Source organism: Streptomyces phaeofaciens, assembly GCF_014648915.1.
Classification (GTDB): Bacteria; Actinomycetota; Actinomycetes; order Streptomycetales; family Streptomycetaceae; genus Streptomyces; species Streptomyces phaeofaciens.
This window is the reverse complement of the sequence record NZ_BMSA01000020.1, coordinates 153,551-166,465: the sequence shown is the minus strand read 5'-3', so window position 1 is coordinate 166,465 and position 12,915 is coordinate 153,551. Positions and strand designations below refer to the sequence as shown.

Sequence of the window (12,915 nt, the reverse complement as noted above, 5' to 3'; positions counted from 1 at the left end):
ACGTGTCGTAGCACTTGCGACCTGCGAGCGTATCGGCCGGGTAACGGAAGTTCCCTGCAACCGGAACCCACTTGACGGCGTCGTCGTCCATCAGCGTGACTGCCATGATGCACACGCACCGGTGTCAGCTTTTTTGTACATAGCGAGACCAAACGGCCGATGAATCGGAGAGGGCCGGGATGAGACTGCTCCTCGTCGAGGACGACAACCATGTCGCCGCCGCACTGTCCGCGGTCCTCAGGCGGCACGGGTTCGACGTCACGCATGCCCGCAACGGCGAGGAGGCCCTTCAGGCGCTGGTCCCGGAGGGCCCCGGCTTCGGGGTCGTCCTGCTCGACCTCGGGCTGCCCGACCAGGACGGTTACGAGGTCTGCGGCAAGATCCGCAAGCGCACCGCCACCCCGGTGATCATGGTGACGGCCCGCTCCGACGTCCGCTCCCGCATCCACGGCCTCAACCTGGGCGCCGACGACTACGTGGTGAAGCCGTACGACACCGGAGAACTGCTCGCCCGGATCCATGCCGTCAGCCGGCGCACGGTGCCCGAGGACCCGGCCGCGGCGGGCGACGACGCGCTGCGCCTCGGCCCCGTGCAGATCGAGCTGCCCACCCGGCGGGTCACCGTGGACGGCTCGGTCGTCCAGCTGACCCGCAAGGAGTTCGATCTCCTCGCCCTGCTCGCCCAGCGACCCGGTGTGGTCTTCCGCCGCGAGCAGATCATCAGCGAGGTCTGGCGCACCAGCTGGGAGGGGACCGGACGGACCCTGGAGGTCCATGTCGCCTCCCTGCGCGCCAAGCTGCGCATGCCCGCTCTGATCGAGACCGTACGCGGCGTCGGGTACCGGCTCGTCGCCCCCGGCGCGTAGCGGGGACCGTTGCGCACACGTCTTCTGCCGCTGCTCATCGTGCTGATGGCGGCCGTCCTGCTCGCCCTCGGCATGCCGCTGGCCGCCAGCGTGGCGGGCGCCCAGCAGCAGAAAGTGGTCGTCGACCGGATCGACGACACCGCCCGTTTCGCGGCGCTCGCCCAGTTCGTCACCGTCCCGTCGGAGGCGGAGGCGCCGCTGGCCTCGTCCACGAACGAGCGACGCGAGACGCTCGAACGCGAGCTGGCCAGCTACTACGACGTCTACGACATTCGAGCCGGTGTCTTCTACCCCACCCGTACCGCTCTGGCCACTGCTCCAAAGGGGTGGAACCTCCCCCAGGAGGGTGAGGTGCGGGACGCGTTCCAGGAGGCGCTGCTCAGCCGGCGCAGCCACGACCCGCAGCAGGTGTGGCCGTGGCAGCGCCACCGTCTCGTCGTCGCGTCGCCGGTCATCCGGGACGGTGACGTCGTCGCGGTCGTCGTCACCGACTCACCCACCGGCCCGATGCGCTCGCGGATCCTGTACGGCTGGGTGCTGATCGGCGCCGGCGAGATCGCCGCGATGCTGCTGGCCATCGGCGCGGCGCTCCGGCTGACCGGCTGGGTGCTCAAGCCCGTCCGGGTCCTGGACTTCGTCACCCACGCGATCGCGAGCGGCCGGATGAAGTCCCGGGTCGCGGTGGCCGGCGGGCCGCCGGAGCTCAGACGGCTGGCCCGGTCGTTCAACGAGATGGCGGACACCGTCGAGGACGTGCTGGAACAGCAGCGCGCCTTCGTGGCCGACGCCTCGCACCAGCTGCGCAATCCGCTCGCGGCCCTGCTGCTGCGCATCGAACTGCTCGGCTACGAGCTCCCGGAGGGCAACGAGGAGATCGCCTCCGTCCAGAACGAGGGCCGGCGTCTGGCCCAGGTGCTGGACGACCTGCTCGACCTGGCCCTGGCCGAGCACACCGAGGCCGATCTGCGGGTCACCGACATCGGCGCGCTGGCCGCCGAGCGCGTCGCCGCCTGGGCGCCCACCGCCGAGGCCAAGGGCGTCCGGCTGGTGGGGGACTGTCCGGCCACCACGGCCTGGGCCGACCCGGTCACCCTGTCCAGCGCGCTGGACGCGGTGATCGACAACGCCGTGAAGTTCACGCCGGAGGGGGAGAGCGTGGAGGTGACGGTCGCGGCGGACGGCGAGACCTCCACCGTCGTCGTCACCGACAACGGCCCCGGCCTCACCGACGAGGAACTCGCGCGCGTGGGCGACCGCTTCTGGCGCAGCGGCCGCCATCAGAACATCAAGGGATCCGGCCTCGGCCTGTCCATCTCCCGGACCCTGCTCGCGGCGGGCGGCGGCTCCCTGTCCTACGACCGTCACGAGCCGACCGGGCTGCGGGTGACCGTGTCGGTGCCGAGGTCACGGCCCACGGTCTGACCCCGTGTCCGCGGCATGATCCGGACGGCGGGCGCCGAGGCCTGGACAGCGGGCCCTGGGGCCTGGACGGCGGGCCCTGAGGCCTGGACAGCGGACCCTAAGGCTTGACGGAGCGGTAGTAGCGACGGGCGCCGTCGTGCAGGCGGAGGGGGTCGGTGTAGATCGCCGTGCGCAGGTCGACCAGCTGCGCGGAGTGCACCTGCGAGCCGATGTCGTCCCGGCTCTTGAGCACGGTCCGGGTCAGCCACTCGGTGAGCCGGGGATCCACGTCCGTGCGGGTCATCAGCAGGTTGGCCACCGCGATCGTCGGCACGGTGTTGCCGTCCTGGATGGTCGGGTACGCCGACTCGGGCATGTTCGTCGCGCGGTAGTACCCGGTGGAGCTGTCCTGGTCGTGCATCTTCGCGACCAGGGAGGCGTCGATCGGCACGAACCGGAAGTCGAAGGTCTTCGCCAGGTCCCGCAGACCGCCCGTCGGTACCCCGCCGGACCAGAAGAACGCGTCGATCTTCCCCTGCCGCAGCTTCTCTGGGCCGGTGTCGATGCCCTCCGAAACAGCCGTGATGTCCTTCACCGGGTCCACGCCGGCCGCCTTGAGCACGCGTTCCGCTATCAGCCGCACCCCCGAGCGGGGCAGCCCGGTCGCCACCGTCCTGCCCTTCAGATCGGCGAGGGAGCGGATGTCCGAGTCGTGGTCCACGACCAGCTGCACATAGTCGTCGTAGAGCCGGGCCACGCCGCGCAGCCGGGCAGAGGCCCCCTGGTGCCGCGACTCGTAGGTCTGCACCGCGTCCGCCGCGGCGATGGTGAAGTCGGCATCGCCGTCCGCCACGCGCTGGACGTTCTCCTGCGAGCCGTTGCTGGTCGTCAGGGTCACCTTCAGGTTCGGCATGTCCTTCGCCAGCTCGTCGCGGAGCATGGTGGCGTACTCCTGGTAGACGCCGCTGGGCGTGCCCGTGCTGAAGGTGATCGAACCGCTCGGCGGGTCCTCGCCCAGCGGCAACAGCCACCACAGCAGCAGCCCGAGCGCGACGACACCGGCCGCCGCGCCTTGCAGCGTCCGGCGCCTGCCGATCCGGGGGAACATCTTGGACATGCGGCGATCCTGCCAGCCGCGACGCGCTGCTGACCAGGGCGGGGTTCACGGAGGACCTCGCGGAGGGGCCGCAGTGGATCTCGCGAAGGGGCCACGCAGGGGTCGCAACGGGGTTCGCGGAGGGGCCACAGGGGCCCGTGGTGGGGCTCGCGGCAGGGGCTGTCGGGGCGGGTTGTCAGTGGCGGTCGTTACAGTCTGTGCATGAGTTCTTCGCCCGTCGAACTGGTCCGAGAGTTCCATCGCGCCTTCGGGCTCGACGCCCGCAGTACGCCGACGGAGGTGTCGCCACGGCTCGCCGCGCACCGGGGGGAGCTGCTGGCCGAGGAGGCGGCGGAGGTCGCCGAGGTGGCGGTGGGCGGCCCGCTGGACCGGCTCGCGCACGAGCTGGCCGATGTCGTCTACGTCGCGTACGGCACGGCCCTGGTGCACGGCATCGACCTCGACGCGGTGCTCGCCGAGATCCACCGGTCCAACATGACGAAGCTCGGCCCCGACGGCCAGGTCGCCCGCCGCGAGGACGGCAAGGTCCTCAAGGGCGAGCACTACGAGGCACCGGACGTGTCGGCGGTGCTGCGCCGCCAGGGATGGATACCTGGCGGCGCGTCCTGAACCGCGGCCGGACCCGTCCTAGGAGGTCTTGCCGCCGGCCAGCTTCCACTCCCGGTGGAGCGCACCGAGCGGGATGTCCCGCTGGAGCACCGGCGTGCCGAAGACCGACAGCTGCAGGCGCAGGGTGCCGTTGAGGTCGACCCCGCCGTAGACGGCCCAGGAGCCGTCGGCCTCGAACACGTCGTCGGTACCGGTCACCGTTCCGGTTGCCTCGCCGCGGACGTACGGGGCCAGGTCCGCGATGACGCCGACGCTGCCGTACAGACCGACGGTGGCCTGGGCGCCCAGAGCCGCCTTCACGCTGCCGGCGGTGGTGACGGAGGTCCGGACGGGCGTGCTCGTCATGTCGGAGGAGTTGACCGGTGTCCAGCCCTGGGCGGCCGTGAAGGTGCCGCCCGCCGTGAAGTCGCCCTTGAGGTTCTGCTCCACGTCGACGGTGACCTTGCCGTCGCCGCTGATCTGGACGTAGCAGGTCAGGTCGAGGTTGACCACGACGGGCACCGGGCCGACCTGGAGCACCGGGTCGGCGTGCAGCGTGGCGAACGGAATCCGGACCGGGGCCGCCGAGGCGCCCGCGCGGCCCTTCAGCGCCCAGCCCGAGGTCCAGTCGCCGGACACGCCCAGGTACGCCGAGGCGGGCGCGGTGTCGGCGCCCGCACCGCCGTAGCGGAAGTCGACCTGCGGGGCGACCTGTACGAAGCCCTCGACCGACGCGGACGCCGAGGCGGCGGCGTCGCCCGCGGTCGGCAGGTCGGCGCGGACGTCGAGCCGCAGACTGCCGAGGGGAACGGTCGCGCCCTCGGGTCCGACGTGCACGTCATCCGTGCGCGACCAGGAGACGTCGACGTCGGGCAGCAGCTTGTCGACCGCGAAGTCGGCCGGGTCCACCGGCACGCTGCCCTTCGCGGTGTCGTCCCCGAGGAGGGCGTTGAGCTGGGCGGGCTCGGTCTGCACCTCCGTGCCCCGCTCGGTCTCGCCGATCACCTCGGTGACCTTCGCGAGCAGCCCCTGCGGGGCGCCGGGCGCGGGGGCGCTGGCGATGACATCGCCGACGGCGGTGCGATGGGGGGTCTCCGAGGCGCTCGGAGAGGGGGAGTCCGCGGCGGGTGAACTCGCACCGGCCGAAGGTGAGGAACCCGGCCCGTCCGGGTCGTCGTCGGAGACGATGACGGCCCGCCGGGTCTTCCGGTCGTAGGAGCTGACGCTCAGCTCCGTGCGGTGGGCCTCGCCGCCGGCGCTGCCCGGGCGGGCGGTGGCGGTCGCGGTGCCGGCGGGGGCGGCGGCCACCGCGAGCGAGCGGTCGGCGGAGGCGGGCGAGGCGTCCGCGTCGGCCGGCCGGGTGGCGGTGGAGGCGGGGGAGTCGGCCTGCGACGAGGGAGAGGAGCAGCCCGCGGCGAGGAGGAGGGCGGATGCGGCCAATGCGGGCATGAGGGCACGGCTGAAGGCACGGGAGTGCCTCGTGCGTCTGCGCAAGGTCAGTCCTGGGAGGTGGGGGGTGAGCAAGGGGGACCGGCCGGGCAGGCGTTGCTACTGGCCGGTAACAGGCCATGAGCATGCCATGGGTGTGCCTCGCGGCTTCGTAAATCAGCCATGTGGGTGGGTGTGACGTGGGACACGAGCGGGCCGGAGGGGGCGTCAGCCCCTCCCCGGCCCGTGGAGTCCCTGTCCGGCGGTTCGTGTGGTCGCGCGGTGGCGGGTCGGCGTCTTTGATCCGCCGGGGCGGTCGTCCGGTCGTCCGGTCGCCCGGGCGGCGATCCTTGCTGCCGTCGCCCGTCGCCCGTCGCCCGTCGCCCGTCGCCGGTCGCCGCTGTCGTCGCCCGTCGCCCGTCGCCGCTGTCGTCACCGGTCGCCCGTCGCCGTCCGTGGTGCGTCGGCCTCTCCGGCGGCGTGTTCGCTCGGGCGCCTGTCGGTGTCCCGAGACCCGTCGGCGCGTTTCTCAGTCGCTCACCGGCGTCTGCCGCCGCACGTCCGGCAGCTGCTCCGGCGCACCCGCGGTCGCGACCGTGCCCGTGCCCGCGACCGTGCCCGTTTCCGTGCCGGGGCCTGTGCCTGGGCCCGTACTCGTCCCCGCGCCGGTCCCCGTCCCCGGAGTGCGGCGGCGGGTCCACCAGGTCGCCACAGGTTCGGTGTAGCGGGCGGTGAGGGGGCCCAGGACGACGAGGAGGAGGACGTAGGCCGTGGCCAGGGGGCCGAGAGACGGCTCGATTCCGGCGGTGACCGCGAGCCCGGCGATGACGATCGAGAACTCGCCGCGCGCCACCAGCGCGCCGCCCGTACGCCAGCGGCCCTTGGCCGAGATACCGGCGCGCCGGGCCGCCCAGTAGCCGGTGGCGATCTTCGTCCCGGCGGTGACGACGGCCAGCGCGAGCGCGGGGAGAAGGACCGGAGGGATGCTCGCCGGGTCGGTGTGCAGTCCGAAGAAGACGAAGAAGACCGCCGCGAACAGGTCCCGCAGCGGGCTCAGCAGTGTGTGCGCGCCCTCGGCGACCTCCCCCGACAGCGCGATGCCCACCAGGAACGCGCCCACGGCCGCCGACACCTGGAGCTGCTGGGCCACACCGGCGACCAGGATGGTCAGGCCCAGGACGACGAGCAGCAGCTTCTCCGGGTCGTCGCTCGACACGAAACGCGAGATGACACGGCCGTAGCGCAACGCCGCGAACAGCACGAGTCCCGCGACGCCCAGCGCGACGGCCAGGGTGAGGCTGCCCGCAGCCAGCCCCGCCCCGGCCACCAGCGCCGTGACGATGGGCAGATAGACCGCCATCGCCAGGTCCTCCAGGACGAGCACGCTCAGGATCACCGGGGTCTCCCGGTTGCCGACCCGGCCCAGGTCGCCGAGGACCTTGGCGATCACCCCGGACGACGAGATCCAGGTGACGCCCGCCAGCACCACGGCGGCCACCGGACCCCAGCCGAGCAGCAGCGCGGCAGCCGCGCCCGGCAGCGCGTTCAGCGCGCCGTCGACGAGACCGGACGGGTAGTGGGCCTTGAGGTTGGAGACCAGATCGCTCGCCGAGTACTCCAGGCCGAGCATCAGCAGCAGCAGGATGACGCCGATCTCCGCGCCGGTCGCGACGAACTCCTCGCTCGCGCCGAGCGGCAGCAGTCCGCCCTCACCGAAGGCCAGACCGGCCAGCAGGTACAGCGGTATCGGTGAGAACTGGAAACGGGCGGCGAACCGGCCGAGCAGGCCGAGGCCCAGGATGATGGAACCGAACTCGATCAGCAGAACGGCGGAGGAGTGCACCCGTTCTTCACTCCCGCCCGAGTATCGCGGCGGCCGCGTCCACACCTTCACGGGTGCCGATGACGATCAGGGTGTCACCGCCCGCCAGCCGGAAGTCCGGCGCCGGGGACGGGATCGCCTCGGCCCGCCGCAGCACCGCCACGATCGAGGCGCCCGTCTCCGTCCGCATCCGGGTGTCGCCCAGCAGCCGGCCGTTCCAGCGCGAGGTCGCCGAGACCTCGATCCGCTCGGCGACCAGGCCCAGGTCCGTGGTGTACAGCAGGCTGGCGCTGTGGTGGGACGGCTTCAGCGCGTCGATCAGGGAGCCGGCCTCCGCGCCGGTCAGATGCAGGGAGTGGGCGCAGGAGTCCGGGTCGTCCGCCTGGTACACGCCGACCGTGCGGGTGCCGTCGCGGTGCGCCACCACCGACAGGTGGCGCTGCTCGCGGGTCACGAGGTCGTACTGGACGCCGATGCCTGGTAGCGGTGTCGTCCGGAGGCGTGGAGCAGACACGTTTCTTCCCCTTGCTGATCGTTCCTGCGATACGGCTGCCGACGGCGGGCCGCGAGGCCGACGCCGGGTGCGCGCAGCCGCCATGCTGCCATCCGGCCGTACGGTGGCGACATGGGTGTTGTGACGGATGGACAGGGCCGCGGTGCGGAAGAAAGGCTGGTCACGGCGGTGCCATGGGTACGTGGCGGGAGAAGGCGGAGCGGAGGCGGAGGAAACGTGTCGCTGTTCTGGCGGATCTTCGCCCTCAACGCGCTCGGCCTGATCGTGGCCACCGCGCTGCTGCTCGGACCGGTCACCGTCTCCACACCGGTCCTGCCGGGCGAGGCGCTCGTCGTGCTGGGCGGACTGGCCGTGCTCCTGGCCGTCAACGTCCTCGTGCTGCGGGTCGGACTCGCCCCGCTCGGACGCCTCGGCCGGGCGATGGCCGCCGCCGACCTGCTGCGGCCCGGCGCCCGCGCCGTGGTCTCCGGGCCGGTGGAGACCGCCGAGCTGATCACCACGTACAACGCCATGCTCGACCGGCTGGAGGCCGAGCGCGCCGCCAGCGCGGGGCGGGCGCTGTCCGCGCAGGAACGCGAGCGGCACCGGATCGCGCGCGAACTCCACGACGAGGTGGGCCAGACCCTGACCGCCGTCCTCCTCCAGCTCAAACGGGTCGCCGACCGGGCACCGGAGGAACTGCGCGACGAACTGGGCCAGGCCCAGGAGGCCACCCGCGCCGGGCTCGACGAGATACGTCGGATCGCCCGTCGGCTGCGCCCCGGCGTCCTGGAGGAACTCGGGCTGCTCAGCGCCCTGCGGTCGCTCGCGGCCGAGTTCACCACCCATGGGCTGACGGTCCGCCCCGACCTGCGCCCCGGCCTGCCCCCGCTGCCCCAGGAAACGGAACTCGTGCTCTACCGCGTCGCCCAGGAAGCCCTCACCAACACCGCCCGCCACTCCGGTGCCGACCATGCCGAACTCCGCCTGCGCCCCCTCGCCGGCGGCGTCGAACTCCTCGTACGCGACAACGGCCGCGGGCTCGGCGCGGCGACGGGAGAAGGGGCCGGTCTCCGGGGGATGCGGGAGCGGGCGCTGCTGATAGGGGCGAGGCTGGAGGTGACGTCGGGGCAGGGCCCGGGGCCGGGCCCGGGGCCGGCGTCGGGGGAGGGCGAGCGGAAGGCGGGCGGTGACGGGAGCGGCCGTGGTGCCGCCGACCGTATCGACCCCGGCCGCGCGGGTACGGACATCCGCCTGTGGGCATCGCCGAAGGCGATCCCGGCCGACCTGGCGACGGACACGGACCCGCCGGGTACGGACGAGCCGGGCACGGGCCAGCGGGGCACCGACGAGCCGGACTCCGACGAGCCAGGTACGGACGAGCCGGGCACGGGCCAGCGGGGCACCGACGAGCCGGACTCCGACGAGCCGGACTCCGACGAGCCAGGTACGGACGAGCCGGGCACGGACGCCGACGTAAGGGGAGCGGGCCGATGACCGCCGGTACCCCCGGCACCGGCGGTCCGCCGATCCGGGTCCTCCTCGCCGACGACCACACGCTGGTCCGCCGGGGCGTGCGGCTCATCCTGGACGGCGAACCCGATCTGGAGGTCGTGGCGGAGGCCGGGGACGGGGCCGAGGCGGTCGAGAAGGCCCGTGCCGGGGGCATCGACCTGGCCGTCCTCGATGTGGCGATGCCCCGGATGACCGGCCTCCAGGCGGCCCGCGAACTCTCCCGCCGACTGCCCGCCCTGCGGATCCTCATCCTGACCATGTACGACAACGAGCAGTACTTCTTCGAGGCCCTCAAGGCCGGGGCCGGCGGCTATGTCCTGAAGTCGGTCGCCGACCGGGACCTCGTCGAGGCGTGCCGGGCGGTGGTGCGCGACGAGCCGTTCATCTACCCGGGCGCGGAGCGGGCGCTGGTCCGCTCCTATCTGGACCGGCTGCACCGGGGCGACGGCGTCGAGGGGCTGCCCCAGCGGCCCATCACCGAGCGCGAGGAGGAGATCCTCAAGCTGGTCGCCGAGGGACACACCTCCCGGGAGATCGGCGCACTGCTCCACATCAGCGCCAAGACGGTCGAACGCCACCGCGCCAACCTCCTGCACAAACTCGGCATGCGCGACCGCCTGGAACTCACCCGCTACGCCATACGGGCCGGTCTCATCGACCCCTGAGCGCGCCCGGCGGGGACAGGGCCGGAAGGGGCGACGGGAGCGGCTTCGGGCTGAGGGCCCTGCGGGCTTACGGTGGGCCGGTCGGCCGACCGGGAGGTCCCGGCAACCGTCCGTCCTCGAAACCGGAGGCCGCAGTATGAGGATCTCGCAACGCGCCCAGGCCGTCGCGCCCTTCTACGCCATGGAGTTCGGCAAGCACGCCGCCGCGCTTCAGGCGCAGGGCCACCATGTCGTCAAGCTCAGCCTGGGCGAGCCGGACTTCGGCGCGCCCCCGGCCGTCGTGGGCGCGCTGCGCGAGGTCATGGACGCCCGTACGCCCATGTCGTACACGGCGGCGCTCGGGCTGCCCGCACTGCGGGGGGCCATCGCGGGGTTCTACCGGGAACGGCACGGCGTCGACGTGGACCCGGCCCGGGTCGTCGTCACCGCCGGGGCCTCGGCCGCGCTCGTCCTGGCCACCGCCGCGCTCGTCGATCCCGGCGACGAGGTGCTCATCGCCGACCCGTCCTACCCCTGCAACCGGCAGATCGTGGAGAGCTTCGGCGCCCGCGTCGGCCTCGTCCCCACCACCGCCGGGACCCGCTACCAGCTGGACGCGGCCACCGTACGGTCGCACTGGACGGACCGGACCCGCGGCGTCATGGTCGCCACCCCGTCGAACCCCACCGGCACCTCCGTCCCCACCGACGAACTCGCCGCGATCTGCGACCTCGCCCGCGAGCACGACGCCTGGCGCCTGGTCGACGAGATCTACCTCGACCTCGCCGACCACGACGAGCGGGGCCGGCCGCCGCGCAGCGCCCTTTCCCTCGATCCCGGCGCCGTCGTCATCAACAGCTTCTCGAAGTACTTCGGCATGACCGGCTGGCGGCTCGGCTGGTGCGTCGTGCCCGAACCTCTCGTACCGGCACTGGAGCGCCTCGCCCAGAACTACTTCCTCTGCGCCTCCGCCCCCGCCCAGCACGCCGCCCTGGCCTGCTTCACCCCCGAGTCGCTCGCGGTCTGCGAGGCCCGCCGGGTCGAGTTCGCCGAGCGGCGCGCCCTCGTCCTCGACGGCCTGGAGCGCATGGGCCTCCCGGTCCCGGTCCCGCCCGACGGGGCGTTCTACGTCTACTTCGACGTCAGCGGCACCGGGCTCACCTCGTGGCAGTTCTGCGAACGGGCGCTCCAGGAGGCGCACGTCGCCCTCACCCCGGGCCGGGACTTCGGCGTGCAGACCGCCGAGACCCATGTACGGCTGTCCTACGCGGCCTCCGCCGACACGCTCCGCGAGGGCCTGGCCCGGCTGGGGAAGTTCGTGGCCACGCTCCGGTAGCGCGCGCCGCGGCGCGGTCAGCCGTCCTGGCGCACCGCCGCGTCGAGGAGGGGGCCCAGCTCGCGTGCCACGGTCGTCAGCGCCCGGACGTCCCGTTCGGCGCGGGCCACGAGGATCGCCCCCTCCAGCGCGCTGATCATGAGCGTGGCGAGCGCGCCGGCCCGCTCCCGCGGCACCCCCATGTCCACCAGGGCCCCGGCCACCGGCCCGGTCCAGGCGGCGAACGCGGCCGCCACCGCCTCCCGGGTGGACGCGCTCGACTCCGCGCAGTCCACCGTGGCGGCCGCGACCGGGCAGCCGCCCGCGAACCCGGTGGCCCCGTACTCGTCGGTCCACTGGCGCACCATCTCCGAGAACAGCCCGCCGGGCGTGGGCTCGGGCAGCGCCGCGAGGAAACGGGCGACCCGGTTGCCCGCGTACCGGCCGGCCCAGCCCACGGCCTCGTTGACCAACTGCTCCTTGCCGCCCGGGAAGTAGTGCTGGAGCGATCCGCGCGGCGCCCGCGCCTGCGCCGCCACCTCGCGCATCCCGGTCGAGGCGACCCCGTCGCGCCGGATGAGCTGGGCCGCGCTGAAGACCATCCGCTCCCGTGGCCCCCGTTCGGACACCGCCATTGTCGACCTCCCGCTCTGTGTCGTCCTCACCCTATGACCGTTGTCATAGCGACGACTACTATGACCGCTGTCATAGTCGAGCTGTCACGGCCACGGACGGCGGGACTCACCCCCGCCCCGGGCCGGAGGGACCGGAACGAAGGGTGCGTGTCATGTACGTGGGATTCATCGGCCTCGGGGTCATGGGGCAGCCCATGGCGCTCAACCTCGCCCGCGCCGGAACGCCGCTCGTCGTCTGGAACCGCACCCCCGGCCGCGCCACACCCCTGCGCGAGGCCGGCGCCGAGATCGCGGCGAGCCCCGCCGAGGTGTTCGACCGGGCCGACACGGTGATCCTCATGCTGGCCGACGAGAGCGCCCTCGACGCGGTCCTGGCCCGCGGGACCGCGGACTTCGCCACGCGTGTCGGCGGCCGCACCGTCGTCCACATGGGCACCGTCTCGCCCGCGTACTCGACGGGCCTGCGGGACGCCGTCCGGGCGGCGGGCGGAACCTATGTCGAGGCCCCGGTCTCCGGTTCCAGGGTCCCCGCCGAGCAGGGCGAGCTGGTGGCGATGCTGGCGGGCGACGACGACGCCGTGGCAGCCGTACGGCCCCTGCTGGCCCCCCTGTGCCGCGAGACGTTCGACTGCGGCGAGGTCCCGGGCGCGCTGCTGATGAAGTTCTCCGTGAACCTGTTCCTGATCACCCTGGTCACCGGGCTGACCGAGGCGTTCCACTTCGCCGACCGGCACGGACTCGACCAACGCCTGCTCCGGGACGTCCTCGACGCCGGACCGATGGCCAGCGCGGTCTCCCGCGGGAAGGCCCCCAAGCTGCTGGCCCGTGACTTCGCCGTGCAGGCGGCGGCCGCCGACGTCCTGAAGAACAACCGGCTGATCGCCCGGGCCGCCCGCCAGGCCGGCCTGGCCTCGCCCCTTCTCGACGTCTGCCACACCCTCTACGACGAGGCGGTCGCCCAGGGGCACGGCGGCGAGGACATGGTCGCCGTACTGCACGCGCTGGAGGCCAGGACCGGCTCCCGGACGGCTGCTTGAGGGCTCCGAGGGTGACGCCCGCGCGCCTGTGACGTGGGATGCGACAAACGCATC

The 12,915-nt window shown here is 73.0% G+C and carries 11 protein-coding genes and 1 pseudogene; 7 read left to right on the top strand and 5 right to left on the bottom strand.

Translation table 11 applies throughout. The annotated features are described in order from the left end of the window. Positions 1 to 179 precede the first annotated feature (179 nt). Both IE275_RS29820 and IE275_RS29815 read left to right on the top strand, forming a co-directional pair. A complete protein-coding gene (locus tag IE275_RS29820) occupies positions 180 to 866 on the top strand; it encodes a response regulator transcription factor (RefSeq protein WP_189714791.1) in 687 nt (228 codons plus the stop codon). 9 nt (positions 867 to 875) lie between these two features. Continuing rightward, entirely contained in the window at positions 876 to 2,288 is a 1,413-nt protein-coding gene (locus IE275_RS29815) for a sensor histidine kinase (RefSeq protein ID WP_189714789.1), read from the top strand. A 97-nt stretch (positions 2,289 to 2,385) separates the two neighbouring features. Here the strand turns inward: IE275_RS29815 and IE275_RS29810 are convergent, their stop codons facing one another. Then, the gene (locus IE275_RS29810; protein WP_189714787.1) at positions 2,386 to 3,384 is read right to left on the bottom strand and encodes a TAXI family TRAP transporter solute-binding subunit; all 999 of its coding nucleotides are present in this window, start codon (positions 3,382 to 3,384) and stop codon (positions 2,386 to 2,388) included. Positions 3,385 to 3,585: 201 nt separating this feature from the next. Between IE275_RS29810 and IE275_RS29805 the strand changes: the two genes are divergently transcribed. Continuing rightward, positions 3,586 to 3,993, top strand: coding sequence for a pyrophosphohydrolase domain-containing protein (locus IE275_RS29805; RefSeq protein WP_189714785.1), 408 nt, complete (start codon positions 3,586 to 3,588; stop codon positions 3,991 to 3,993). 18 nt (positions 3,994 to 4,011) lie between these two features. On the opposite strand, the gene IE275_RS29800 is transcribed toward IE275_RS29805, so the two are convergent. From IE275_RS29800 to IE275_RS29790, 3 genes are all read right to left on the bottom strand, one after another. After that, complete coding sequence (locus tag IE275_RS29800; protein WP_189714783.1) at positions 4,012 to 5,421, bottom strand: hypothetical protein; 1,410 nt, start codon at positions 5,419 to 5,421, stop codon at positions 4,012 to 4,014. Between the two features lie 508 nt (positions 5,422 to 5,929). Continuing rightward, entirely contained in the window at positions 5,930 to 7,243 is a 1,314-nt protein-coding gene (locus IE275_RS29795) for a cation:proton antiporter (protein ID WP_229870694.1), read from the bottom strand. A 7-nt stretch (positions 7,244 to 7,250) separates the two neighbouring features. Beyond that, positions 7,251 to 7,736, bottom strand: coding sequence for a cation:proton antiporter regulatory subunit (locus IE275_RS29790; protein ID WP_189714781.1), 486 nt, complete (start codon positions 7,734 to 7,736; stop codon positions 7,251 to 7,253). 111 nt (positions 7,737 to 7,847) lie between these two features. On the opposite strand from IE275_RS29790, the pseudogene IE275_RS29785 reads away from it, so the two are divergent. From IE275_RS29785 to IE275_RS29775, 3 genes and pseudogenes are all read left to right on the top strand, one after another. After that, a pseudogene (locus IE275_RS29785) lies at positions 7,848 to 8,870 on the top strand (sensor histidine kinase); the annotation flags it as partial. A 338-nt stretch (positions 8,871 to 9,208) separates the two neighbouring features. Next, on the top strand, positions 9,209 to 9,895 hold the full coding sequence (locus tag IE275_RS29780) for a response regulator (RefSeq protein ID WP_189714779.1): 687 nt from the start codon (positions 9,209 to 9,211) through the stop codon (positions 9,893 to 9,895). A 136-nt stretch (positions 9,896 to 10,031) separates the two neighbouring features. After that, positions 10,032 to 11,210, top strand: a complete 1,179-nt coding sequence (locus tag IE275_RS29775; protein WP_189714777.1) for a pyridoxal phosphate-dependent aminotransferase — start codon at positions 10,032 to 10,034, stop codon at positions 11,208 to 11,210. 17 nt (positions 11,211 to 11,227) lie between these two features. Here the strand turns inward: IE275_RS29775 and IE275_RS29770 are convergent, their stop codons facing one another. After that, a complete protein-coding gene (locus IE275_RS29770; protein WP_189714775.1) occupies positions 11,228 to 11,824 on the bottom strand; it encodes a TetR/AcrR family transcriptional regulator in 597 nt (198 codons plus the stop codon). A gap of 152 nt (positions 11,825 to 11,976) precedes the next feature. Here IE275_RS29770 and IE275_RS29765 point away from each other — a divergent pair, with 152 nt between their 5' ends. Further along, on the top strand, positions 11,977 to 12,861 hold the full coding sequence (locus IE275_RS29765; protein WP_189714773.1) for an NAD(P)-dependent oxidoreductase: 885 nt from the start codon (positions 11,977 to 11,979) through the stop codon (positions 12,859 to 12,861). Positions 12,862 to 12,915: the final 54 nt, after the last annotated feature.